The 23,815-nt window shown below is 64.6% G+C and carries 19 protein-coding genes; 9 read left to right on the top strand and 10 right to left on the bottom strand.

Features of this window, described 5'->3' with window-relative positions; genetic code table 11:
- Positions 1–522: 522 nt before the first annotated feature.
- Positions 523–1,641 carry an alanine dehydrogenase gene (ald, locus tag BLIN9172_RS11720; protein ID WP_101555245.1) on the bottom strand — a complete coding sequence of 373 codons (1,119 nt, stop codon included), beginning with the start codon at positions 1,639–1,641 and terminating at the stop codon, positions 523–525.
- 281 nt (positions 1,642–1,922) lie between these two features.
- Between ald and BLIN9172_RS11715 the strand changes: the two genes are divergently transcribed.
- Genes BLIN9172_RS11715 through BLIN9172_RS11705 form a run of 3 tightly spaced genes read left to right on the top strand, consistent with a single transcriptional unit; the run spans position 1,923 to position 6,569 of the window.
- Positions 1,923–2,165: a hypothetical protein gene (locus BLIN9172_RS11715; protein WP_308297964.1), complete on the top strand. Its 243-nt coding sequence runs from the start codon at positions 1,923–1,925 to the stop codon at positions 2,163–2,165.
- Between the two features lie 4 nt (positions 2,166–2,169).
- Positions 2,170–3,528: a type I glutamate--ammonia ligase gene (gene glnA / locus BLIN9172_RS11710; protein WP_025778301.1), complete on the top strand. Its 1,359-nt coding sequence runs from the start codon at positions 2,170–2,172 to the stop codon at positions 3,526–3,528.
- Positions 3,528–6,569: a bifunctional [glutamine synthetase] adenylyltransferase/[glutamine synthetase]-adenylyl-L-tyrosine phosphorylase gene (locus BLIN9172_RS11705; protein ID WP_101555244.1), complete on the top strand. Its 3,042-nt coding sequence runs from the start codon at positions 3,528–3,530 to the stop codon at positions 6,567–6,569. Before glnA (BLIN9172_RS11710) ends, BLIN9172_RS11705 begins: the two co-directional genes overlap by 1 nt.
- Before the next feature lie 93 nt (positions 6,570–6,662).
- Here BLIN9172_RS11705 and BLIN9172_RS11700 read toward each other — a convergent pair whose 3' ends face one another.
- Both BLIN9172_RS11700 and glnA (BLIN9172_RS11695) read right to left on the bottom strand, forming a co-directional pair.
- Entirely contained in the window at positions 6,663–8,129 is a 1,467-nt protein-coding gene (locus tag BLIN9172_RS11700) for a mycothione reductase (RefSeq protein WP_101555243.1), read from the bottom strand.
- Between the two features lie 150 nt (positions 8,130–8,279).
- Positions 8,280–9,704, bottom strand: coding sequence for a type I glutamate--ammonia ligase (gene glnA, locus BLIN9172_RS11695; protein WP_101555242.1), 1,425 nt, complete (start codon positions 9,702–9,704; stop codon positions 8,280–8,282).
- A gap of 143 nt (positions 9,705–9,847) precedes the next feature.
- Here glnA (BLIN9172_RS11695) and BLIN9172_RS11690 point away from each other — a divergent pair, with 143 nt between their 5' ends.
- The gene (locus BLIN9172_RS11690; protein ID WP_101555241.1) at positions 9,848–10,288 is read left to right on the top strand and encodes an RDD family protein; all 441 of its coding nucleotides are present in this window, start codon (positions 9,848–9,850) and stop codon (positions 10,286–10,288) included.
- Between the two features lie 149 nt (positions 10,289–10,437).
- Here the strand turns inward: BLIN9172_RS11690 and BLIN9172_RS11685 are convergent, their stop codons facing one another.
- The 3 genes from BLIN9172_RS11685 to lipB form a co-directional block, all read right to left on the bottom strand.
- On the bottom strand, positions 10,438–11,175 hold the full coding sequence (locus BLIN9172_RS11685; protein ID WP_101555240.1) for a DUF4191 domain-containing protein: 738 nt from the start codon (positions 11,173–11,175) through the stop codon (positions 10,438–10,440).
- Positions 11,176–11,238: 63 nt separating this feature from the next.
- A complete protein-coding gene (gene lipA / locus BLIN9172_RS11680) occupies positions 11,239–12,291 on the bottom strand; it encodes a lipoyl synthase (protein ID WP_101555239.1) in 1,053 nt (350 codons plus the stop codon).
- Positions 12,292–12,301: 10 nt separating this feature from the next.
- Complete coding sequence (gene lipB / locus BLIN9172_RS11675; RefSeq protein WP_101555238.1) at positions 12,302–12,940, bottom strand: lipoyl(octanoyl) transferase LipB; 639 nt, start codon at positions 12,938–12,940, stop codon at positions 12,302–12,304.
- Between the two features lie 158 nt (positions 12,941–13,098).
- Here lipB and BLIN9172_RS11670 point away from each other — a divergent pair, with 158 nt between their 5' ends.
- Positions 13,099–14,508 carry a hypothetical protein gene (locus tag BLIN9172_RS11670; RefSeq protein ID WP_101555237.1) on the top strand — a complete coding sequence of 470 codons (1,410 nt, stop codon included), beginning with the start codon at positions 13,099–13,101 and terminating at the stop codon, positions 14,506–14,508.
- Between the two features lie 61 nt (positions 14,509–14,569).
- Here the strand turns inward: BLIN9172_RS11670 and sucB are convergent, their stop codons facing one another.
- The 3 genes from sucB to BLIN9172_RS11655 form a co-directional block, all read right to left on the bottom strand.
- Positions 14,570–16,402: a 2-oxoglutarate dehydrogenase, E2 component, dihydrolipoamide succinyltransferase gene (gene sucB / locus BLIN9172_RS11665; RefSeq protein WP_101555236.1), complete on the bottom strand. Its 1,833-nt coding sequence runs from the start codon at positions 16,400–16,402 to the stop codon at positions 14,570–14,572.
- A 21-nt stretch (positions 16,403–16,423) separates the two neighbouring features.
- Positions 16,424–17,812, bottom strand: a complete 1,389-nt coding sequence (gene lpdA / locus BLIN9172_RS11660) for a dihydrolipoyl dehydrogenase (protein ID WP_101555235.1) — start codon at positions 17,810–17,812, stop codon at positions 16,424–16,426.
- Positions 17,813–17,965: 153 nt separating this feature from the next.
- Positions 17,966–19,441 (bottom strand): leucyl aminopeptidase, encoded by a 1,476-nt coding sequence (locus tag BLIN9172_RS11655; RefSeq protein ID WP_101555234.1) that lies wholly within the window; start codon positions 19,439–19,441, stop codon positions 17,966–17,968.
- 122 nt (positions 19,442–19,563) lie between these two features.
- Between BLIN9172_RS11655 and BLIN9172_RS11650 the strand changes: the two genes are divergently transcribed.
- Positions 19,564–20,670 (top strand): quinone-dependent dihydroorotate dehydrogenase, encoded by a 1,107-nt coding sequence (locus tag BLIN9172_RS11650; RefSeq protein WP_101555233.1) that lies wholly within the window; start codon positions 19,564–19,566, stop codon positions 20,668–20,670.
- Here BLIN9172_RS11650 and BLIN9172_RS11645 read toward each other — a convergent pair.
- Positions 20,645–21,256 carry a DUF3043 domain-containing protein gene (locus BLIN9172_RS11645; protein WP_025778314.1) on the bottom strand — a complete coding sequence of 204 codons (612 nt, stop codon included), beginning with the start codon at positions 21,254–21,256 and terminating at the stop codon, positions 20,645–20,647. The genes BLIN9172_RS11650 and BLIN9172_RS11645 overlap by 26 nt on opposite strands.
- 23 nt (positions 21,257–21,279) lie before the next feature.
- On the opposite strand from BLIN9172_RS11645, the gene BLIN9172_RS11640 reads away from it, so the two are divergent.
- The 3 genes from BLIN9172_RS11640 to aat all read left to right on the top strand — a co-directional run bounded on the left by BLIN9172_RS11640 (position 21,280) and on the right by aat (position 23,790).
- Entirely contained in the window at positions 21,280–22,656 is a 1,377-nt protein-coding gene (locus BLIN9172_RS11640; RefSeq protein WP_101555232.1) for a dipeptidase, read from the top strand.
- 79 nt (positions 22,657–22,735) lie between these two features.
- Positions 22,736–23,089 (top strand): HesB/IscA family protein, encoded by a 354-nt coding sequence (locus BLIN9172_RS11635; protein ID WP_025778316.1) that lies wholly within the window; start codon positions 22,736–22,738, stop codon positions 23,087–23,089.
- Between the two features lie 29 nt (positions 23,090–23,118).
- Positions 23,119–23,790, top strand: coding sequence for a leucyl/phenylalanyl-tRNA--protein transferase (gene aat / locus BLIN9172_RS11630; protein WP_101555231.1), 672 nt, complete (start codon positions 23,119–23,121; stop codon positions 23,788–23,790).
- The last annotated feature ends 25 nt before the right edge of the window (positions 23,791–23,815 follow it).

Below are 23,815 nucleotides of genomic sequence, written 5' to 3'. Positions count from 1 at the left end.
GTCAGCCATCGTGGGATGCCTTTCGTGAGGTTCTTGGCGGAACTACTAGCGGGATCCCACGATGGTTCTTCACATTTTTGGGGGTGAAGTCCCTGGTGGGAATGCCACCACTCTATGGGACTCACCCTCACCGAGGACGCTTACACCTTATTCGACCCGACCACTGGTGAGGAAGCGGTGTATTTTCCGCTGCCAATTCGCACCGCTGAAACAGTCAGGCGGTATCCGTTGTGGAGAGTCGTTGGAGCCAGAATGCGTGGAGCTACGAAGACGTGGCTGACGAAACAGCATGACTATCTGCTCAAGCATTTCCCATCCGAGGCACCAGCTGACCGGACCGTCACGATATGTCACTGAAGAAAAGACAACCCCGCCCAGAGTGTCTGCAACCTAGTGAGTCAGGTTGTCAGCACGCTGGTGAGCGAGGTTGTCAGCAAGGTAATGAGTGAGGTTGTCAGCAAGGTCGCGAGTTTCCACACGAGGTTGCTGAGCCGCCGTCAGGTAGTAATAAAAGGGGAGGGGTCAGTTGGCCAGGGCGTGGGCCACGGACACGGCTTCGTAGCCGAACGCCTCGGCGACGAAGCCGTTCGTGACATGCCCATTGTGGATGTTGAGGCCGCGAGCCAGGGCCGCATCGTTCGACAGCGCCTTATGCCACCCCTGATCGGCGATCTTCACGGCAAACGGCAGAGTCGCATTCGTCAGTGCCGCCGTGGCCGTGTTCGGCACGGCACCGGGCATGTTCGCCACGCAGTAGTAGACCGAGTTGTGCACGGTGAACGTCGGATCATCGTGCGTCGTCGGTCGTGAGTTCTCGAAGCAGCCGCCCTGATCGATGGCGATGTCGACGAGCACCGAGCCCGGCTTCATCCCGGAGACCATGTCATCGGTGACGAGCTTGGGCGCCTTCTTGCCCGGGATGAGCACCGAACCGATCACGAGATCAGCCGAGGCCAGAGACTTCGTGATCTCGTACTTGTTCGACACCTTCGTGCCGATGGCACCGGCGAAGGTCTCATCGATCTGCCGCAGACGCGGAATGTTGATGTCGATGACTTCAACGGTCGCTCCGAGACCGAGGGCCATGCGGGCGGCGTTCGTCCCGGCCACACCGGCACCGATGACGACGACATTCGCCCGCTCGACGCCGGGGACCCCGGAGAGCAGGATGCCGCGACCACCATTGGCTTTGAGCAGGCTGTGCGCGCCGACCTGAGTCGACAGGCGTCCGGCGATCTCACTCATCGGAGCCAGCAGCGGAAGACCGCCGCCGTCGGGCTGGACGGTCTCGTAGGCGATGGCCGTGGTCCCGGCCTCCATCAGAGCCTTCGTGAGTGCCTCATCGGCAGCGAGGTGGAGGTAGGTGAAGAGGATGAGATCCTTGCGCAGGAACCCGTATTCCTGGGCGATCGGCTCCTTGACCTTGAGCACGAGATCGCCGGCGGCCCAGGTGGAGGCCGCGTCGGGGGCGATCGTCGCTCCGGCTGCCTCGTATTCGGCGTCGATGATGAAGGAGCCTTCGCCGGCTCCCGCCTGGACGGTGACCTCATGGCCGTGGGCGACGAGCTCGTTGACACCGGCAGCGGTGATGGCGACTCGGAATTCGTTGTTCTTGACCTCGGTGGGCACTGAAATGCGCATTGTGTGTCCTTCTCTCCTGGTGATGAGCCGCAACGGCGGAGGCGGCCGACCACTCCGTCGACCGTCGATGGTGCCAACTCTATTCCTTTGAAGGTTTGGAGAGCAAACCTTTAAGTCTGTTTCCGTCTTCCCAATTGCGAAATCAGTGTGTGTGAGTGCCAGATGCCGCGGAAACCATGGTTCCAGACGGTGCAGGAGTGCACCGGAGGTATCAGGAGCCGCAGTTCCTGGCATTGAGCGGCAGGTGCCGCCAGTTCTCCTCGTGAACCGGTAAGCTGAAAGTGTCAATACAGAACCCCGCCGAGGAGAGAGGGCTCGCCATGGGACTCTACGAAGATATCGACGACCCGAACTCGAAGTACTACTTCAACCTCGAGACGAACACCGTCGAAAAGGGCCTGGTCAGCGATTGGACCCACCGCATGGGGCCATACGAGACCGAGGAAGTCGCCCGCGCCGCGCTGGAGAAGGCACGTGAGCGCAATCAGAAGTGGGACGAAGACGACGAGAAGTGGAACGGCTGAACCGATGTCGCGTCAGGAGGAATTCGTTCTCAGGACAGTCGAGGATCGTGAAGTGCGATTCATCCGACTCTGGTTCACCGATGTCCTCGGACAGCTGAAGTCCGTGGCCATCGTTCCCGCCGAACTCGAAGGCGCCTTCTCCGAAGGCATCGGGTTCGACGGTTCGGCAGTCGAGGGACTGTCACGGGTATTCGAGGCCGATATGGTCCTCAAGCCCGATCCTTCGACGTTCTCTCTGCTGCCCTGGCGCGGGGAGATCGAGCCGACCGGGAGAATGTTCTGCGACGTCCACGTCCCCGGGGGAGAACCGGCGCCGGCTGACCCGCGCAACGTCCTCAAGCGCACCTTGGCCAAAGCCGCCGAACGCGGCTTCACCTTCTACGTGCATCCGGAGATCGAGTTCTATCTGTTCAAGACCGACAACCTCGATCCCGTCTCCGGGATCAGCGATGGCACCGCGCCGAAGCCCGTCGACACGGCAGGCTACTTCGACCATGTCAACGGCGGAACGGCCAACGACTTCCGGCGGGAAGCCGTCACCATGCTCGAAGCCATGGGCCTGTCGGTGGAATTCTCCCACCATGAGGCCGGACCCGGTCAGAACGAGATCGATCTGCGCTATGCCGACGCGCTGACGATGGCCGACAACGTCATGACGTTCCGGTCTGTGATCAAAGAGGTCGCGATCTCTCAGGGTGTCTACGCCTCATTCATGCCCAAGCCGATGGCCGAGCACCCGGGCAATGGGATGCACACGCATGTCTCCCTGTTCGAGGGCGAGAACAATGCCTTCTTCGAACCGGGTGCTGAGTACCAGCTGTCGAAGACCGGTCGCCAGTTCATCGCCGGACTGCTCACCCACGCCGCTGAGATCTCCGCGGTGACCAACCAGCACGTGAACTCGTACAAACGCCTGTGGACCGGGCACGAAGCCCCGTCGTACATCTCGTGGGGCCATCGCAACCGTTCGGCGCTCGTGCGAGTCCCGCAGTACAACTCAGGGAAGTCCTCATCCGCACGGGTCGAATACCGTGCTCTCGACTCCTCGGCCAACCCATACCTGTCCTATGCGCTTATGCTCGCAGCGGGCCTCAAGGGAATCGAGGAAGGGTACGAACTGCCTGACGAGGCCGAGGACAACGTCTGGCTGCTCTCATCCACTGAACGTCGAGCGATGGGCATCGAAGCGCTGCCGCGCAGCCTCTCCCACGCCCTGGAGCTGATGGAAGGCTCGGACCTCGTCGCAGAGACGCTGGGCGAGGAAGTGTTCGACTTCTTCCTGCGCAACAAACGGCAGGAATGGACCGACTACCGTGCACAGGTGACTCCGTACGAAATCGCCAAGCACTTCACCTCGATGTGATGGCCGCAGTCACATCTCGCACCACCAGCATCCCGGATGCCACTGCCCGCTTCCTCCGCGAGCTCGATGAGCTGCTCGGTGAGGCCCTGGGCACTGACTCGAGGTTCGTCGATCTGCTCATGGCCGCACCGGATCCGCACGGGGCGGCGCTCGGTCTGCTCCGCGTGGTCGAGGCCGCAGGAGAGGATTCCGGGGCGCTGCTGGACGCGGTGAGGTCGGGGACGAAGAGCGACCTGGCCGAGGATGAACTCAATCGTCCGCTCCTGGCTCGACTGCTCGCGGTCGTCGGCACGTCGGAGGCGATGGTCGATCACCTCGTCCGACATCCCGACTCCCTGCCGTTGCTGCTCGCCCCGGACCCGTTCCTGCTGATCTCCACGCCTGCCGCCTCGGCGGTGTCCCTGCGCGCCGAGATGCTCTCGGCCCTCGGCGCTGACCCCGACGATCCGGCTCCGCGTGCGAAGGTGACCGGAGACGAAGGAATCAAGGCACTGCGACGAAACTACCGTGATGCTGTGCTTCGCCTCGTCGCCGACGACCTGTCGGCGGAGTCCCCGGGCGAGATCGTCGACCAGGTCATGGCCGTCCTGTCGGATCTGGCGGCGGCCGCACTCGACGCGGCCCTGGCCATCGCGCGTGCCGAGCTCGATGAGGCGGCCCACATCCGTCTTGCCGTCATCGCCCTGGGCAAGACCGGGGCCCGAGAACTCAACTACGTCTCCGATGTCGACGTCGTCTTCGTCCTCGACTCCGCTGAGACCGAGGGGGCCAGGAACCTGGCCACCGATCTCGCCCAACGCATGCGCAGCATCCTCTCGGACGCCGGAGGAGAGCCCGCCCTGTGGGAGGTCGACACGGCGCTGCGCCCCGAAGGCAAAGCCGGAGCACTCGTGCGGACGCTGTCGGAGTTCGAACACTATTACGCCGAGATCGCCGAGAACTGGGAATTCCAGGCCCTGCTCAAGGCCCGACCCGTGGCCGGCGACGTGGAGGTGGGGGAGGCGTTCTCCGCAACGCTTCTGCCCCTGGTGTGGCAGGCGGCCAGCCGTCCAGACTTCATCGATGGGATCCGCGCCATGCGTCGGCGCGTCGTCGACCTCATCCCGGCAGTCGAAGCCCCACGCCAGATCAAACTGGGACGCGGGGGTCTGCGAGACGTCGAATTCTCCGCCCAGATGCTCCAGCTCGTCCACGGACGCAATGATGAGGACATCCGCACCCCGAACACCCTCGTCGCCCTCGAAGAGCTCGGAGAGCACGGATACATCGGTCAACAGGACGCATCGGTCTTCTCGACCGCGTACCGGTTCATGCGGGTCGTCGAACACCGAGTCCAGATCCCGAGGATGATGCGCAACGCACTCATCCCCGACGACGAGACCAAGCTGCGGATGCTGGCCCGCTCCGTCTTCCGCTCCGGGTCACGGACCGGGGACCGCCTCGAAGAGGTCCGCCGCGACTATGCGAAACAGGTCACCCGGCTCCACGAGCAGATCTTCTATCGGCCCATCCTCGAGGCGGCCGTGGGAGTCCACGGTGCCGTCGTGGACGCGCAGAAGCGAGGAACGAGTCTGCAGGCGGCCGCCGATCGCCTCCAGGCTTTCGGCTATGTTGACCCGCAGGGAGCATTGGGCCACATCAAGGCCCTGACCACAGGCATGTCGCGTACGGCATTGGTCATCAAACAGGTGCTTCCGGCCCTGCTCGACTGGTTCTCCGATGGGGTCGAACCCGACCGAGCTCTGCTGGCCTTCCGACGGCTGAGCGAGTCGCTGGCATCGTCGGGGTGGTTCCTCAAGATGCTTCGTGACTCCGGTCTCGCCGCCAAATCGGTGGCCGAGGTGCTTTCCCTGTCCGGGTATGCGACGGAACTTCTGCAGCGCCAGCCTGCTGCTGTCGCCTGGCTGGATCGCTACGAGAACCTCGACGCCCGTGACCTTGCGATCCTCAACGCCGAAGTCGACGGACTGCTCAAACGCCACGGGGCCGACGCGGTCACTCCGATTCGTGAGACCTACAGCCGTGAGCTGCTGCGCATCGCTCTGCGCGACGTCCTCGATGTCGGAGATCGGGCCGAGATACCCGGCGATCTCTCCGATCTCATGGACCTGGCGGTCCGCGGTGCCCTGGAGGCGGTCCGAACCGACTTGGACGGGCCAGAGACTCCGGACTACGAATTCGGGATCATCTCGATGGGCCGCTGGGGCGGACGGGAGATCGGCTACTTCTCCGACGCCGATGCGATGTTCGTCTACCGGCCCTTGAGCGACGATCTCGACGCCGAGGCTCGGGGAAAGCTGAGCAAGCATGTGACGAAAGTGGCCCTCCAGCTCACCTCCCGGCTCAAGGCCAGCGAAGGCGCCCAGGGGGTCGACCTCGATGCGGATCTGCGACCGGAAGGCAAGAACGGGCCGTTGGTACGCAGCTTCGCGTCCTACCAGGCTTACTACGCGAAGTGGTCTCAGCCGTGGGAGGCGCAGGCGCTGCTCCGGGCACGTCCGGTCGCCGGCGACGACGGTCTCATCGCCGATTTCCGGGCACTCATCGATCCGCTGCGCTATCCCGTGGAGATGCCGCAGAAGGCGCTGACGCAGGTGCGCACGCTCAAGGCCCGGATGGAAGATGAACGTCTGCCGCGCAGTGCCGATAAGCGTCGACATCTCAAACTCGGTCGAGGTAGCCTCTCCGATGTCGAATGGACCGTCCAGCTCCTGCAGCTTCGGCATGGGCATCGGGTGGACGGGCTGCGTACGACCTCTACTCTGTCGGCTCTCGACGTGGCCACTGAGGAAGGTCTGCTTCCGGCCGACGATGCCGAACAGCTGGCCGCGGCCTGGCAGCTGGCCACCGATGTGCGTTCCGCGGTCATGCTCTTCCGCGGTCGCACGGCGGAATCGCTGCCTGCCGATCACACCGAGCTCGAGGCCACGGCCCGCCTGCTCGGCTATCCGGCAGGGGCGGGCCATGATCTCGAAGACGACTATCTGCGTACGACCCGGCACGCTCGGTCCGTGATGGAGCACCGCTTCTACGAATTCTGAGGCACTGGCTGCGGCAGGCTGCCGTCATCGGGTTCCCCGCATGAGACCGCCGAATCAGACTTCGGGTCGACGGGTCAGAGGACGGTCGACGAGTCAGTCGGCGAATTCGAGCCCGAGCAGAGCGTTCTCGACCACCTCGGGCAGGGCCGGGTGGATCCAGTACTGCCCGGTGGCCACCTCGTCGGCCTTCTGACCGAAGGCCATCGCCTGGATGAGCGGTTGGATGAGAATCGAGGCTTCATGCCCGACGATATGCGCGCCGAGGATGTGCCGGGTGTGGCGATCGGCGATGATCTTCACGATTCCCGGATCATCGGCCATCGCCCAGCCGTAGGCGACGTCGGAGAACTTCTGAACCTTGATCGTGACCTCGTGCCCGGCCTCCGTCGCCTGGTCCTCGGTCATGCCCACAAAGGCGACCTGAGGGGAGGAGAAGACGGCGCCGGGCACGGCATGATGGTTGACGGCAGTGAGGTCAGCGGTCCGTGCACTGCCCGGCGCTCCTGCCGCGACATCTGCATCCAGGTTGCGGCCGACGACCTTCGCCTCGTGGTTGGCGACGTGCTTGAGCTGGTGCGGTGAGGAGATGTCCCCGAGAGCGAACATTCCCGGCACCGGCTGTCCGGCGGAGAGGACTCGTTGGTATTCGTCCACGGACAGGCGCTTCCCATCGGTGACGTCGAAACCGGCGGTCTCGACGTCGAGCTCGGCGGTGTTGGGGACCCGTCCCGTGGCCACGAGCACGCCGTCGGCGGTGATCGTCTCGGACAGGTCCACCTCGGCGAGGCGCCCGCTGGGTTCGAGGGTCAGCGTGACCTCGCCGTCGGCGACGTCGATCTGCTTCGCCTGGGCCCCGTGGAGGACGGTGTGGGAGGAGTCGAAGATTCGGGTGAACTCGTCGGCGGCCTCCTCGTCGATATTGCTCAGGAGGCGGGGGCCGCGGGCCAGGACGGTCACCTCGGTGCCGAGAGCGGCGAAGACGTGGGCGAACTCCATGGCCACGATCCCGGAGCCGATGATGACCAGGCGACGCGGCTGTTCGGCGCGGCGCATCACCGTGTTCGAGGTGAACACCGGGTAGTCGTCGGTGTCGATGCGGGCGATGTCGATCCCGGCGATGTCGGGGATGAACGGGTGGGCGCCGGCGGCGATGACGATGCGATCGGCGGTGATCTCCTCGCCGGAAGCAGTGCGCACGGTCTTCGCCCCGGTGAAATGAACGTGTTCGGGCACGACTGTGACGTTGGGTTGGCGGTCGCTGCTGCGGTATTCGCGTCCTCCGGACTCGATGGCGTCGATGCGGGAGAAGATGCGTTCCTGGAGGCCTGCCCAATCGACTTCGGGGTGGGTGGAGGTCAGATTGTAGCGATCGGCGTGGGCGGCCTGCTCGGCCAGAGTGGCGGGGTAGACGAACATCTTCGTCGGGATGCACCCGACGTTGAGGCAGGTGCCGCCAAAGTGCCTTTCCTCGGCGATGGCGGTCTTCAGACCCGCGAATCGCTTGTCGAGGAACATATTTCCCGAACCGGTGCCGATGAGCAGCAGGTCATAATGCGTCAAAGTCCATCCCTCCGATGGTGCGTGATCCGACCGGCCGCGTGGGCGGCCGCAGAGCCGAAAGGGCGCCACGGGTGAAAACCCGTGACGCCCTCACTCTATTCCACTCGGCTGCGGGGTCTCAGCTCGGCTGAGGTCGGCCGCCGGCCGAGATCAGAGTGCGTAGTAGAGCTCGAACTCCGTCGGTGTCGGACGCAGGCGAGCGACATCGAGTTCGTTCTCACGCTTGATGCGGATCCATGTCTCGATGAGGTCGGGGGTGAATACGTCCCCGGCGGTGAGGAAGTCGTGGTCCTTCTCGAGCTCGATGAGAGCCTCGTCGAGGGTGCCGGGGACGAGCTTGATGTCCTTGGCCTCCTCCGGCGGGAGCTCGTAGAGGTCCTTGTCGATGGGCTCCGGGGGCTCGATGCGGTTGCGGATGCCGTCGAGTCCGGCCATGAGCTGCGCCGAGAACGCGAGGTAGGGGTTCGACGAGGGGTCGGGTACGCGGAACTCGAGGCGCTTGGCCTTCGGCGAGGAACCGGTGACAGGAATGCGGATAGCGGCCGAACGGTTACGTGCCGAGTAGACGAGGTTGACCGGAGCCTCATAGCCGGGCACGAGTCGACGGTAGGAGTTGATAGTCGGGTTCGTGAAGGCGAGCACGGCGCCGGCGTGCTCGATGAGGCCGCCGATGTACCAGCGGGCGAGGTCGGAGAGCCCGCCGTAGCCGTTCTCGTCATAGAACAGGGGCTCGCCGTTCTTCCACAGCGACTGGTGGCAGTGCATTCCCGAACCGTTGTCGTCGAACATCGGCTTGGGCATGAACGTCGCAGACTTGCCGTTGGCGAACGCAGTGTTCTTGATGACGTACTTGAAGTCGAGCAGCTGGTCGGCGGCGTGCTGGAGGGTGTTGAACTTGTAGTTGATCTCCTGCTGACCCGCGGTGCCGACCTCGTGGTGGGCCCGTTCCATCTCGAACCCGATCTGCTCGAGCGTCAGCGACATCTCGTCACGAATATCAGCGAAGTGGTCCTGTGGAGAGACGGGGAAGTACCCGCTCTTGTGCGGGGTCTTGTAGCCGAGATTGCCGCCGGCCTCATCGGCGCCGGTGTTCCACACTGCTTCCTCGGAGTCGATGCGGTAGAAGCTGTTGCCGGGAGTGTTCTCGTACTGGATGGAGTCGAAGAGGTAGAACTCCGCCTCGGCGCCGTAGAAAGCCGTGTCGGCGATGCCGGTGCTCTGCAGGTAAGCCTCGGCTTTGGCCGCGACCTGGCGGGGATCGCGGGAGTACGGCTCGTCGGTGAAGGGGTCGACGATCGAATGCGTGACGACCAGAGTCTTCGCCTCACGGAATGGATCGATGTAGGCGGAGGTGACATCGGCGAGCAGTTTCATGTCGGACTCGTGGATGCCCTGGAAGCCTGTGATGGAGGACCCGTCGAAGAGCAGACCTTCGGTGATCTCCTCCGTGCCGTATGAGGCGGCGGGGAGGTTGAAGTGCTGGACCACACCGGGCAGGTCGCAGAACCGGACATCGACGAATTTGACGTCGTTGTCCGAAATGAAATTGACGAGTTCTTCAGCAGACGAGAACACTTAGGTCTCCTAGTTCGTGTACGGTGGCCGTTTGTCCTGACCGCAGTCGATTCTAGTCGCAGAAGAGTGAAGTGGTGATGTCAGTCATGTTTCGGGCATGTTTCCTGAGGATCCATTCAGCTCGGATTCCGTAGGCTGGGGGAGTGATCAATCGTGACGACCTTGGTTCCTGGCTCGAAGGACCCCGGTTCGACAGGGATGACGACGACTGGCCCGGAAAGCGGCTCGGTCTGCCTGTCAGCGGCTCGCATTCTCTGGCCCCGGCGTGGAAGCGCATCTTCGCCCTGCTCGTCGACTGGCTGATGTGTCTGGCGATCGCCAATCTCATCGATCCGGCGAATCCGGTCCTGGCTCCAGCCATCTTCGCACTCGAGAATTTTGTGCTCGTGGGAACTCTCGGCTACTCGGTGGGGCATCGCCTCTTCGGCATCGAGGTCCGCCGTCTCGACGGCCATGTGCCGGGATTGCTCAAGTCGCTCATCCGCGCGCTCCTCGTTGTGCTCGTCATCCCCGCCCTCATCTTCAACCGGGACAACCGCGGAGTCCACGACCTCGCTGCCGGAACCGTCATCCTCCGCCGCTGACCTCCTTGTTGCTACCTGACGGCGGCCCAGCAACCTCGCGCGAGGTTGCTGGGCCGCCGTCAGGTAGCAACAAGGGGTGGTGGGATGAGAGCGGCGCCGACTCGGATCGAGTCGGCGCCGCTGCTTCGTCTTTGCTGGGTGTCTGCGGATCAGCGTCCGCGCATGGCCTTGTGGTTCGGGCGGGCCTTGTTCGGGTCGATTCCCTTCGGGATCGGCGGGCGCGAACCCTGAGTGCCGAGTGCGGCAAGACGGTTGCGCACGGCCAGCACCTCGGCGCGGTTGAGTTTGCGCGGCAGCTTCTGCACGGCCGGAACGACCTGCTTCATCGTCAGCTGGCCGTCTTCCTTGCCACCCTGGAAGGTGTGGACCGGGACGTTGGGGAGGATGCGCTCGTGACGCTTCTTCTCCTTGGCCAGCAGCTTCGCACTGCGACCCTTCGGCCCTTCGCTCAGCAGCACGACGCCGGCACGGCCGGTCGAGCGGAACACGAGATCGCGGCTCTTCGGGTCGACAGCGATGGGCTTCTCGTCCATGAGGTAGCCGCGACGAGCGGTGTTGAGGACGGCCCCGAAGGCTCCCGGCTGTCCGTCCATCTGAGCGAATGCGGCGGTCTCGGCGAAGCGCCCGAGCATGAACATGCCCAACAGCAGACCGATCATGAAGCCGAGGATCGTCGTGAAGATCGCGGTGGTGCCGCCGATGAGCAGACCGATCATGAGACCGATGAGCGTGCACCCGAGGATCGCCGCAGCCAACAGCCACGGAGTCGCTTTGTTGTGTTTGGCGGACAGCTCATAGACCTGACGCATCTGCGCCAGACGGCCGGGCTTCTTGTTCGGATCTTTGGGCTTGCGCCGGAAGAGTCCCTTACGCGGTTCTTCGCTCATTCTCTCACTTGCTCTTGAGGGGCGTTGCGGCGTCGCCTCCCGAAATCAGGGGGAGGCTGACGCTCATTGCTCAGCAGTCAAGTCTACCTCTTCGCCGGGGCCGAAGGTATCCACAACCGCCTGCGCCTCCTGTTTGGCAGGCGTGTGCTTGTCCAGGTGCGCCAGATGCGACGGGATCTCCTCGCCGCGGCGACGCATGGCGGTGGCCCACAGGCGACCGGCACGGTAGGACGAACGCACGAGCGGACCCGACATGACACCGAGGAAGCCGATCTCCTCGGCCGCGTCGCGCAGCATCACGAAGTCGGCAGGCTTGACCCACCGGGTGACGGGGTGGTGGCGCGGGGAGGGACGCAGGTACTGCGTGATCGTGATGAGGTCGCATCCGGCATCGTGCAGGTCCTTAAGCGCGGAGATGATCTCGTCGTTCGTCTCACCCATCCCGAGGATGAGGTTCGACTTCGTCACCAGACCGGCTTCGCGGGCCTGCGTGATCACCGACAGGGAACGCTCGTAGCGGAACGCGGGGCGGATCCGCTTGAAGATGCGCGGCACCGTTTCGACATTGTGCGCGAGCACCTCGGGACGCGAGGAGAACACCTCGGCGAGCTGATCCGGTTTGGCATTGAAATCGGGGATGAGCAGTTCGACGCCGGTGCCGCGACCGTCGACGTAGGACAGGTCGTGGATCTGGCGCACGGTCTCCGCGTAGAGCCAGGCTCCGCCGTCGTCGAGGTCGTCACGGGCCACACCGGTGATCGTCGAGTAGCGCAGGCCCATCTCCGCCACCGAGGCGGCCACGCGGCGCGGCTCGTCGGCGTCGAATTCGGCCGGTCGGCCGGTGTCGATCTGGCAGAAGTCACAGCGTCGGGTGCACTGTTCGCCGCCGATGAGGAAGGTCGCTTCGCGATCTTCCCAGCATTCGAAGATGTTCGGGCAGCCGGCCTCTTCACAGACCGTGTGCAGCTCCTGCTTGCGCACGAGCGATTTCAGCGCGGTGTATTCGGGACCGATATGGGCCTTCGCCTTGATCCAGGCCGGCTTGTCCTCGATGGGAGTCTCGGAGTTGCGGGCCTCGACGCGGAGCATGCGGCGGCCCTCTGGTGCGATCGTCATCTGAGTTCTCCTATGCGGTGATGGTCTCGTGCAGGATCTCGTCGAGTCGCGATGCCACGTCCTCCGGAGTGACCGTGCGGCCGAGCTCGGCACTGATGGTCGTGGTGTCGGCGTCGGCGATCCCGCAGGGGATGATGGATTCGTAGGCGCCGAGGTCGTTGCTGCAGTTGAGCGCCAGACCGTGCAGCGTCACGCCTTCGTGGATGCGGATGCCGATGGCGCCGATCTTGCGGTCGCGCCGGAGACCGTCGGCCGGCAGCCAGACGCCGGCACGTCCCTCGATCGTGGTCGCTTCGATCCCGTACTCGCAGAGCAGTCGGATCATCGCGTCCTCGAGCTGGGACACGAAGAGTCGGACTTCTTTGGGATCGTTGAGCTTGTAGATGCAGTAGGCGACCAGCTGTCCGGGTCCGTGCCAGGTGATCTTCCCGCCGCGGTCGACGTCGATGACATCGGTGCCGTCGGTGGGCCGTTCGAAGTCCTCGGTGCGCTTGCCGGCCGTGTAGACCGGTGAATGCTCGAGGAGCAGGATCGTCGAAGGACGGTCACCTGCGAGCACGTCGTCGTGGTACTTCTTCTGCAATTCCCAAGTCTGCCGATAGTCCGAGAGGACTGGGGCGAACCCGAGCGTTTCTGTGGCCAGGGGCATGGCTCCACACTATGACTCTTGCCGTCGGTGTTCAATTTGTTCCCACTCGCATCTGCAGGCCGTCACCGAGGCTGTGGCCCTTGACACAGGACGACTGTACCGAGCATCATTAAACGACAATAAACGGCATCCAGCTTCATCAACGGAGATGACGAACGATGACATGGGAGTTCCAAGCAACGATCGCGGACGATATCCATCGTGTCCGCGATTCCGACGGTCGCAGTGCGTGGGGCGTCGTGCACAGAGAATTCGATGCCGATCATCCCCGTGTTCTCGCCCTCGCCGAGGTGGCACTTCCGAACGGCCCCCGTTCCCTTCTCATCGTCCCCGCTTCACCCGGTGGGCTCGTCCTCGACGTCGTCCGCGCCTATCAGGGTCTGACCGAGCCCGAGCTGTGCACGCTGTTCCTCGGCATAGTCGAACAACTGCGGGTCTGCACGCGCCCGGAGGAGCGTCTGGCTCTGTCGTCCTTCGCCCTCGATGCCGAAGGCCGGCCGGTGATCATTCCCGGCGTCTGCGCGCCGAGAACGACGACGCCGCGGCGGGCCGTGGGGGAGATGATCTACCATGCCGTCTTCGGGAGGCCATGGGCCGAGGCTCTGCTGCCGGTGGACCTGGCACTGGCCGAATCATCGTCGGCCCTGCGTTCGCTCGTCGCCGGTCTCCTCGACGACGCGGCGTCCGATGTCGGGTTGGAAACCGCCCTCGCCGAGGCGGCCGAGTCGCTGCGGAGCCTCGACCGACCCGCTGCGCTGCCGCTGGTTCCCGCCGAGAGTGCAACGGCACCCGAATCGGCGCTCACGGCGCGTCTGCGTGTGGCCTCTGGACTCAGGCCGAGTCGGGGTTCGACGGGGGATATCGAGTCGAACCTCGGGTCTCCGGCTCCGCCTCTGCGCGGCGGAGGAGTCTCACCGCTGCGTGCTGGGGCGAAGAGCTCGCGGCGTTCGAGGCGGAAGCGAGCGGAGGCACGAAGAAGACTGCTGACTCAGATTCTGGGTGCTCTGGATTCACTGCGGTCACGGCTGAGGGCCATGGCCCTGTCGCGAGTGCTGGGACGCAGCACGCTGTTCATCGGCCTCGCCGTGTCTCTGACGCTGCTCGGCGGAATCGTCGTCTGGTCATCATGGTCGTCCAGCGCGTCCTCGATCCGGGAGGAAACGTCGTCCGGCCAGGGGTCCGGCCCGTCACCCGAGCAGGCGTCGTCTCTCGGCGTCGACGAGGTCACCGGTGTTCTCACGGATCTGTGTGAGTCTCGAGCAACGGCGCTCAGCGACGGCGATAGCGAGGCTCTGCAGGCGCTGACGGTCCCCGAGTCCGCTGCCGCGGCGGCGGATGAGCTCATCGATCCATCGGCATATGCCGACTCGGACTATTCGATCGATATCGAGGACGTGACGATCGTTGCCGCCGACGATGACCGGGTGGTCGCCTCGGCGCTCATGCGTTCGAGCGCGGGCAGCGGTGACGCTCTGCAGGAGTTCGCCGCCCAGTCGGTCGAATTCGAGCTGGCGAAGGTCGAGGGAAGATGGCTCGTTGCAGAGGTCCGCGAGATCGCCGAGCCGTGAATGCCCCGAGGGGCCGACCATGCGTGGTCGGCCCCTCGAAAGGTGTGTGGAAGAGTCAGGTTCAGAGGTCGAGATCGGCCTCGAAATTGCCTTCTTCCAGACGTGCCTTGATCGTCTGCAGGAAACGTCCCGCATCCGCACCGTCGACCAGCTGGTGGTTGTAGGTCAACGGCAGGTACACCATGTCACGGATGGCGATTGCCTCGTCGCCGTCGGCCGTCTTCACGGCGATGGGGCGACGCACGATCGCACCCGTGCCGATGATGCCCATCTGCGGCTGGTTGATGATCGGCGTGTCGAACAGCGCGCCGACGGAACCGATGTTGGTCACCGTGAACGTTCCGCCCGAGAGCTCATCCGGCATGATCTTGTTGTTGCGGGTCCGGTCAGCGACATCGTCGATGGCCTTGGACAGGCCCGCCACGCTGAGGTCACCGGCATCCTTGATCACGGGAACGAGCAGTCCGCGCGGAGTGTCGACCGCGACGGCCAGGTGCTCGTGATCGAAGTAGGTGATCTGCTGCGACTCGAGATCGTACTGCGCGTTGACCTTCGGGTGCACCTGAAGCGCCTCGACGATGGCCTTCGCGAAGAACGGCAGATAGGTCAGCTTCGAACCGTGCTTGGCCTGGAATGCCTCCTTGTTGGCCTTGCGCAGCTTCACGACGCGAGACATATCCACTTCGATGACCTGCGTGAGCTGAGCAGAGACATCGAGGGACTCGCTCATGCGCTTGGCGATGGTCTGGCGGATGCGCGAAGCCTTCTCCGTGGTGCCGCGCAGCTTCGCGACCTCCTCGGGGATCTCGACCTTGAACGGAGCCTTGGACGCGGCGGCCGGTGCGCCGGACTGTGCAGCGGGGGCCGCGGCGGGAGCGCTCTTCGCGGCCGCCTCGACATCCTGCTTGCGGATGCGTCCGCCCACTCCGGTGCCGGTGACCTGCGAGAGGTCGACACCCTTCTCGCGGGCCAGGCGGCGCACGAGCGGTGTGACGTAGGCGGCGTTCTCGCCCACGGTGTCGGCGGCGGCAGGGGCCTGAGCCGCGGCGTCGACAGGCTCTTCGGCCTGAGCGGCGGAAGCCGACTGCGCCGATGCGGCTGCGGCCGGCTTGGGAGCCGACTCCTGCTTCGGGGCCTCCTCCTTGGGGGCTTCCTGCTTCGGGTTCGGGGCAGCCTCGGCGGGAGCTTCGTCCTTGGGGGCTTCCTCGGCCGGCGCGGATTCGGACGGGGCACCGGAACCGATGCGAGCCAGAGGCGCGCCGACCTCGACGGTGTCGTCCTCGTCCGCGAGGTGAGCCTGGACGACTCCGGCGACGGGGGAGGGGACCTCGGTGTCGACCTTGTCGGTGGAGACCTCGAGCAGAGGTTCGTCGACCTCGACCTCTTCGCCGACTTCCTTGAGCCAACGGGTCACAGTGCCTTCGGTGACGGACTCGCCGAGCGCGGGCATCGTGATCTCGGTGCCTTCGGAGGAACCGGAATCAGAAGCGGCAGGAGCGGATTCCTCCGCCGGCGCCTCATCCTCCGCCGGCGCCTCATCGGCTGCCGGTGCTTCGTCAGCGGGAGCCTCTTCAGCAGGGGATTCTTCGGCAGGTGCCTCAGCAGGCTCCTCGGCGGGTTCCTCGGCCGGTGCTTCCTCGTCGGAGGACGCGCCGCCGCCGTCGCCGATATAGGCGAGGTCGCCGCCGACCTCGACCACGTCATCTTCTTCGGCGAGGATCTTCTCGAGGGTGCCGGCATACGGGCTGGGGATCTCCGTGTCGACCTTGTCGGTCGACACCTCGAGCAACGGCTCGTCTACCTCGACCTCTTCGCCCACTTCCTTGAGCCAGCGAGTGACAGTGCCCTCGGTGACCGACTCTCCGAGAGCCGGCATCTGAACGGAATTCGACATGAGTATTCGTCTCCTCGGATCTTATGAGTGGAAGTGCAGGGGTTTGCCGGCCAGAGCCAGGTGGGCCTCGCCGAGTGCTTCGTTCTGCGTGGGGTGCGCGTGGATGAGCTGCGCGACTTCCTCGGGGAATGCTTCCCAATTGACGATGAGCTGAGCTTCACCGGCCTGCTCGGACAGGCGCGCGCCGATGCCGTGCACGCCCACGACCGGACCGTCCTTTTCCCGGATGACCTTGATCAGACCTGTCGTATTCAGGATCACGGACTTGCCGTTGCCGCCGAGGTTGTACTCGAGGGCTTCGACCTGATCCTTGCCGTACTTCTCTTCGGCCTGAGCCGACGAGAGCCCGACGGAGAAGATCTCGGGTTCGCAGTAGGTCACGCGGGGGATGCCGGATTCGACGACCGGTGCCGGGTTGAGTCCGGCGATCTCCTCGGCGATGAAGATGCCCTGGCCGAAGGCACGGTGGGCCAGTTGGAGTCCGGGGACGATATCGCCGCAGGCGTAGATGTTCCCGACGCCGGTGTGGAGACGTTCGTTGGCCAGGACGAATCCGCGATCCATCGGGATGCCCTGCTCTTCGAAGCCGAAGCCCTCGGTGACCGGACCGCGGCCGACGGCCACGAGGAGGTACTCGGCTTCGAGCGTCGAACCGTCTTCGAGGGTGACCTTGACACCGTCAGCGGTCTCTTCGACGCCCTTGAACATGACTCCGAGCTTGAACTTGATCTTGCGCTTCTTGAAGGCGCGCTCGAGGTTCTTCGAGATGGTCTCGTCCTCGTTGGCGACGAGGTGCTTGAGTCCTTCGACGATTGTGACGTCGGCTCCGAAGGAGTTCCAGACGCTGGCGAACTCGACGCCGATGACGCCGCCGCCGAGCACGATGGCGGAGTTCGGGACCTTGTCGAGTTCGAGCGCCTCGGTGCTCGTGATCACGCGGTCGGTGATCTCGAGTCCGATGGTCTTCGACGTCGAACCGGTCGAGAGCAGAACATTCGTTCCCTTGACGGTGTGGCTGCCGTCTTCGCCGGTAACCTCGACGGTGTCCTTGCCGACGAGCTTGCCGGTGCCGAAGTACGTGTCGATTCCGCGAGCCTTGACCAGACCCTGCAGACCCTTGTAGTTGCGGGTGATGACGCCGTCTTTGTACTCGAGCACCTTGGCGATGTCGATCCCCTTGAACTCGGCTTCGATGCCGAAGGTCTCGGAGTGCTTGGCGGAGTCGGCGACTTCTGCGGCGTGCAGAAGAGCCTTCGTCGGCACGCAGCCGCGGTGCAGGCAGGTGCCTCCCACCTTGTCGCGTTCGATCAAAGCGACCTTCATGTCGAGCTCCGCGGCTCGCAGAGCAGCGGCATAGCCACCGGTTCCGCCGCCCAGAACGACAAGGTCGTAGGTCAATTCGTCACTCACGGATTTCTCCTCGTAGCTGTGAATAAGCCTGCAGTACGCAGCTTTCAGTCATATCTTTCCACTTTTCTTTGCCGGGGCGAAGAAAAACGCTGTCTGATTGGACACAGGTGGGCATCATCACGTTGCCCTCGACAGCGTGTAGAACCATTGTGCTCAGGCCTGTGCCTTCGCGATTTCGATGAGGGTGCGCACCGCGGCTCCGGTTGCGGCCTTCGGCGTGTAGCCGAAGGGTGCGGACCCGTTGAAGCTCGGTCCGGCGATATCGATATGCGCCCAGTTCGCATCCTCACCGACGAACTCCCGCAGGAACGCGGCTGCGGCGAGCATGCCGCCGGGGCGCGGTCCGGAGTTCGTGAGATCGGCGGCGGTGGAGTCGAACCCGGAGAGCATCTCCTCGGGGATCGGCATCGCCCACATCTGCTCACCGGCCACGGACGCCGAGGCGATGACCTCCGCCCGTGCGGTTTCGGAGCCCATGACGCCGGAGGTGCGTTCGCCGAGTGCGACGATCTGCGCACCGGTGAGGGTGGCCACGTCGATGAGCAGGTCCGGGTTCTCCTCGCCGGCGTCGGTGAGTGCATCGGCGAGGACGAGTCGGCCCTCGGCATCGGTGTTCGTGACCTCGACGGTCTTGCCGCTGCGCATCTTCAGCACATCGCTGGGACGCTGCGCCGAGGATCCGGGCATGTTCTCGGCCAGCGGCAGCCACGCAGTGACCCGCACGGGCAGTTTGAGGTCGGCGATGCCGAAGAGCGCCTGCACGACGGCCGCGGAACCGGCCATATCGGACTTCATGTCCTCCATGCTCTTCGCGGGCTTGAGCGAGATTCCGCCGGAGTCGAAGGTGATGCCCTTGCCGACGAAGCTGAGATGGCGCTTCGCCCCACGCGGGGCGTATTCGACCTTGACGAGTCGAGGCCCGCGGGTCGAACCCTGGCCGACGCCGATGATTCCGCCGTAGCCTCCGGCCCTGAGTTCCTTCTCACCGAGGACGGTGACCTTGAGCTTGCGGTCCTTGGCCTGGTCCTTGACGATCTCTGCGTAGGACTCGGGGTAGAGATCCAGCGGGGGAGTGTTGACGAGGTCGCGTGCCCTGTTCGTCGCTGCGGCGATGACTTCGCCGGCGCCATGGGCCGCCGCGAAGGTCTTGCCCTTCGGGCCGATGACGGTGATGACTCCCGGCGTCCTGTCTTCGCTGCGGTAGTCGAGGAAGCGGTAGGCGCCGAGTCCGGCGCCGACTGTGACCGCTTCGACTTCGGCCGGAGTGGCGGCGGGCAGGGCCAGCGCGATCGACTCGGCTCCATCCAGCGCGCGCAGTGCGGCACCCGCGCCTCGGCGCAGCGATTCGGCCGTGGCGGCGACATCGGAGTCGTCGGCATCGTAATCGCCGAGTCCCACGAGCAGCACGGAGTCCGCGGCGATACCCTTCGGAGCGGGAACCCGAGCGGTGGATCCGGCCTTTCCGCTGAACCCGATGGCCCGCGCGGCGTCGTCGAGAGCGGTCTTTGCCGCCTTCGCGCCTGCGAGCCCGAGGACCGTCGAATCTGCTGCCGCCAGCACCAGTACGGAGGCGGTGGCCTTCGCCGGTGAGGTCGTGGAGTAGCTGCTGAGGGTGGATGCACCAGCCATGAGTTCCCTTTCAGTTGTCGTCGAACGTTGGTTCGATCCTAATGCCTAACACGCCGACTTGCTGAAGCGGTGCGGCACGCGCCTGCTGATGCCGTGAGGGACTCTGACATATTCTGGAGTGCGTGTACTCATTGATCTTCAGACTCCTCTTCGTCCCGATGGATGCCGAACGGGCCCATCACCTCTCGTTCTCCGCTCTGCGGCTCCTGGACTCCGTTCCTCTGCTCGGGCGTCTGCTCCGGTTCGTCTGCGCCCGCGGCACCGTCCGGCCCATCGAGGTGATGGGACTGCCCTTCGCCAACCGCGTCGGCCTGGCCGCCGGTTTCGACAAGAACGGTGTGGGAGTCCGCGCGCTGTCGGCGTTGGGCTTCGGCCATATCGAGGTGGGAACGATCACCGCACATGCTCAGCCGGGCAATGATCGTCCGCGGCTGTTCCGTCTGCGGCAGAACCTCGCCCTGCTCAATCGGATGGGGTTCAACAACGACGGAGCCCGTCAGGCATCGTTCAACATCGCCGCCGAACGGGCGAAGATCGAATCCCTCCCGCAGCGCCTGCGTCCCATCGTGGGCATCAACATCGGCAAGACGAAGGTCGTCGAGGCGGCCGACGCGGTGTCCGACTACGCCGCGTCGACCCGGGCGCTGGCTCCATTGGCCGACTACCTCGTGATCAATGTCAGTTCGCCGAACACCCCAGGTCTGCGCGACCTGCAGTCCGTGGGCAGCCTGGAGCCGATCATCACCGCCGTCCGAGACACCGCCGCCGAGGTGGTGGGCAGTCCGCGCTCATCGCTGGGTCATGTGCCGCTGCTGGTCAAGATCGCCCCGGATCTCGCCGATGAGGATGTCGCTGAGATCTGCGACCTCGCCCTGCGCACCGGCGTCGACGGGCTCATCACGACGAATACGACGATCGACCGGTCCGTGCTGACCGGTGCCGAGGCGGAATTCGCCGAAGGTCAGGCCGGCGGCATCTCCGGACGTCCGGTGGCCGCACGCTCACTCGAGGTGCTGCGTCTGGTGAAGAGGCATGTGGGCGATGAGCTCACCGTCATCTCCGTCGGGGGAGTCGCGAATGCGAAAGACGCCCGGGCACGACTGGCCGCGGGCGCCGATCTGGTTCAGGTCTATTCGGAGATGATCTACTCCGGTCCGTTCTTCCCCGGCCGCATCGTCCGCGGCCTCGAGCCGAGCAGACTGCTCACTCGGGGTACTGACGGCGCTTGACCTGCGGTTTGGGCATGCGCAGCGGACGCAGCTGGATGCTGCGCATGACCGCATAGAAGGTGATTCCCCGTTCGACTTCTCCGAACTTGTTGCGCAGTCGGTTCTTGAGGATGTAGTTGAGCACGAACCCGTCGAGGATGATCAGTGCGATGAGGCCCCAGACGGCATACGTGAAGTACTGCTGAATCTGCACCGGCAGCGTGAACGCGATGACGAGGATGAGGATCGCGGCGGGGATGAAGATCTCCCCGACCGAGAAGCGGGCATCGATGTAGTCACGGATGTACCGGCGCTGAGGTCCCTTGTCGCGGCGGGTGAGATACTTCTCCTCACCGTTCATCATTCCGATGCGCGCGCGATCACGCTCCTGCCTCTGCTGCTCCTTGGCTCGTCGGTTCGCAACCTTGCGATCCTTGTTCACCAATGGCTGGCGGCGTGCAGACTCCTGTTGGCTGCGCTTGGGCGTGGGCCGTCCCTTCTTCGCTTCCGCTTCGCGACGGGCGTCGGCTTCTGCGGAGAGGTCGTCATGGACTGGCTGAGAGGCGGAGGTTTCGTCCTCCGCGCGAGATTTTTTGCTTCCGAACACGAGATGAATACTACCTTTGGAGAATGAGCGAATCGACTTCAGCACTTGACAGTGCACAATTGCATGCCGAACTGGACACCATTTTCGAGGAGGTCCTCGGCAATCTCACGGATCTCGTCGCCATTCCCTCGGTCGCCTGGCCGAGCTTCGACGCCGCGAATGTCACCGCGAGCGCCGAGGCGGTCGCGAACTTGGCGCGCGAGCTCGGCCTCGACGTGGACATCCTCAGCGCCGATCAGCCCGACGGAACGCCGGGCTACCCGGCCGTCGTCGCCTCGCTGCCGGCCCCCGCGGGTGCCCCGACGGTTCTTCTGTATGCCCATCACGACGTGCAGCCGTCCGGACGCGCCGACGATTGGGACACCGAACCGTTCGTCGCCACTCGCCGGGGCGATCGTCTCTTCGGACGCGGAGCCGCCGACGACAAAGCCGGGATCATGGTCCATCTCACGGCTCTGCGGCTGTTGGCCGACCGCCTCGGTGTGGGTGTGACACTGTTCTTCGAAGGCGAGGAAGAGGCCGGCAGCCCGAGCTTCCGCAACTTCCTCGAGACCTACCGGGATCGTCTGCGCGCCGATGTCATCGTCGTCGCCGACTCCGGCAACTGGGCTGCGGGCACCCCGGCCCTGACGACGAGCCTGCGCGGAATGTGCGCCGTCGAATTCGAGGTCTCCACTCTCGATCATGCCGTGCATTCGGGAATGTACGGGGGAGTGGCGCCGGATGCGATGCTCGCGATGACGAAGCTGCTGGCCACTCTCCATGACGACGACGGCTCCGTCGCGGTCGCCGGTCTGCACGCGGACACGGAGACGGCCATCGACTACGACGAGGCGACCCTGCGCACCGACTCCGGAGTGCTCCCGGACACCGATCTCATCGGCACGGGCACCCTGGCCTCCCGCCTGTGGACCCAGCCGTCGATCACGGTCATCGGCCTCGACATCCCCGATGTGGCGGTCTCGTCGAACACCCTGCAGTCCTCGCTCAAGGCCAAGCTCTCGATCCGACTCGCGCCCGGGGACACCCCCGCCTCTGCGGTCAAGGCCGTCGAAGAGCATCTGCGGGCGAACCTGCCCTTCGGCGCACAGCTGCGCATCGGTGAGACCGAGGGCGGCAGCCCCTGGCGGGCCGATGAGGACGACCCCGTCGTGCGGACCGCGCGTCAGGCGCTCACCGATGCCTGGGGCACCGAATCGGTGACGATGGGCATCGGCGGATCGATTCCCTTCATCGCAGACCTGCTCGACGTGTTCCCCGGCGCGTCGATCCTCGTCACGGGCGTCGAGGACCCGGACGCCCGGGCACACAGCGCCAACGAATCGCTCTACCTGCCCGATTTCAGGGCCGCGATCGTCGCCGAAGCACTGCTGCTGCAGCGCCTCGGCGACCGATCATGACAGATGTGGGGAATAGGTTCCCGAGCACCGATGTTGTCCCCGGTGTAGCCTGGGGACAGGAACGCGAGAAGGAGAAACCATGACTGTGACCGAAAAAGCCGAAGCCACCCACGAGGTGGAGCTGTCGTCGACCGCTGCCGACAAGGTCCGCAGCCTGCTCGAGCAGGAAGGTCGGGACGACCTGCGCCTGCGCGTGGCTGTCCAGCCCGGCGGATGCTCCGGACTGATCTACCAGCTCTACTTCGATGAGCGCTTCCTCGACGGGGACGCCGTCCGCGACTTCGACGGCGTCGAGGTCATCGTCGACCGGATGAGTGTTCCCTACCTGAGCGGGTCGACCATCGACTTCTCCGACACCATCGAGAAGCAGGGCTTCACCATCGACAATCCCAACGCCGGCGGATCCTGCGCCTGCGGAGACTCGTTCCACTGATCAGCCTCGGCTGAGGAGGACCGCTTCTCATGGACCTGGAAGATCTGCGTGCCGTGTCGTTCACGGCCACGCAGTCCCAGGTCCTTCTGTCGTATCGGGCCGGACTCTTCCCGATGGGAGTCGGCCACGGCGGTGCCGGTCGGATGGGATGGTGGGCGCCGCGACGCCGCGGTGTCCTGTTTCCCGGTGACCTGCGCGTGACGAAGAGCCTGCGCAAGTCGATGAAGCACTTCACCTTCACCACCGACCGCGCATTCATCCACGTCATGCGCTCCTGTGCCGACCCGCGACGGACGGGAAGCTGGATCACCGAGGAGATGATCGAGCTCTACACGGGTCTCCACGAGGACGGCTGGGCCCATTCCGTCGAGGTCTGGAAGGACGATGAGCTCGTGGGCGGGCTCTACGGAGTCGCCATCGGCTCATTCTTCGCCGGCGAATCGATGTTCCACACTCAGCGGGATGCATCGAAGGCGGCGTTGGCCCACCTCGTCGGACTCTTCGACGGAACCGACGTTCTCAGCGGAGAAAGCCGGTCCACCTCGGCGGAAGCGGGACAGAGGGACTGGCTCATCGACACCCAGTGGCAGACATCACATCTCGCGAGCCTCGGCGTGTCGGAGATCAGCGGCCTCGAATACTCCGCGCACCTAGAATCCGCGCTCACGGGCAGTCTCTGTCAGCATATTCTCAACAAATGAACATCTGCAGGTGAATTTCTACCGC

This window comes from Brevibacterium linens ATCC 9172, from assembly GCF_900169165.1.
Classification (GTDB): domain Bacteria; phylum Actinomycetota; class Actinomycetes; order Actinomycetales; family Brevibacteriaceae; genus Brevibacterium; species Brevibacterium linens.
Note: the sequence above shows the minus strand (reverse complement) of the source record. Positions and strands in the feature narration are given on the sequence as shown.

Excerpts from the sequence above, each read along its gene's own strand:
- ald (WP_101555245.1), bottom strand. The coding sequence starts at position 1,641 with ATGCGCATTTCAGTGCCCACCGAGGTCAAGAACAACGAATTCCGAGTC.
- glnA (WP_025778301.1), top strand. The coding sequence starts at position 2,170 with ATGTCGCGTCAGGAGGAATTCGTTCTCAGGACAGTCGAGGATCGTGAA.
- BLIN9172_RS11705 (WP_101555244.1), top strand. The coding sequence starts at position 3,528 with ATGGCCGCAGTCACATCTCGCACCACCAGCATCCCGGATGCCACTGCC.
- BLIN9172_RS11685 (WP_101555240.1), bottom strand. The coding sequence starts at position 11,175 with ATGAGCGAAGAACCGCGTAAGGGACTCTTCCGGCGCAAGCCCAAAGAT.
- lipA (WP_101555239.1), bottom strand. The coding sequence starts at position 12,291 with ATGACGATCGCACCAGAGGGCCGCCGCATGCTCCGCGTCGAGGCCCGC.
- lipB (WP_101555238.1), bottom strand. The coding sequence starts at position 12,940 with ATGCCCCTGGCCACAGAAACGCTCGGGTTCGCCCCAGTCCTCTCGGAC.
- BLIN9172_RS11670 (WP_101555237.1), top strand. The coding sequence starts at position 13,099 with ATGACATGGGAGTTCCAAGCAACGATCGCGGACGATATCCATCGTGTC.
- sucB (WP_101555236.1), bottom strand. The coding sequence starts at position 16,402 with ATGTCGAATTCCGTTCAGATGCCGGCTCTCGGAGAGTCGGTCACCGAG.
- BLIN9172_RS11655 (WP_101555234.1), bottom strand. The coding sequence starts at position 19,441 with ATGGCTGGTGCATCCACCCTCAGCAGCTACTCCACGACCTCACCGGCG.
- BLIN9172_RS11640 (WP_101555232.1), top strand. The coding sequence starts at position 21,280 with ATGAGCGAATCGACTTCAGCACTTGACAGTGCACAATTGCATGCCGAA.
- BLIN9172_RS11635 (WP_025778316.1), top strand. The coding sequence starts at position 22,736 with ATGACTGTGACCGAAAAAGCCGAAGCCACCCACGAGGTGGAGCTGTCG.
- aat (WP_101555231.1), top strand. The coding sequence starts at position 23,119 with ATGGACCTGGAAGATCTGCGTGCCGTGTCGTTCACGGCCACGCAGTCC.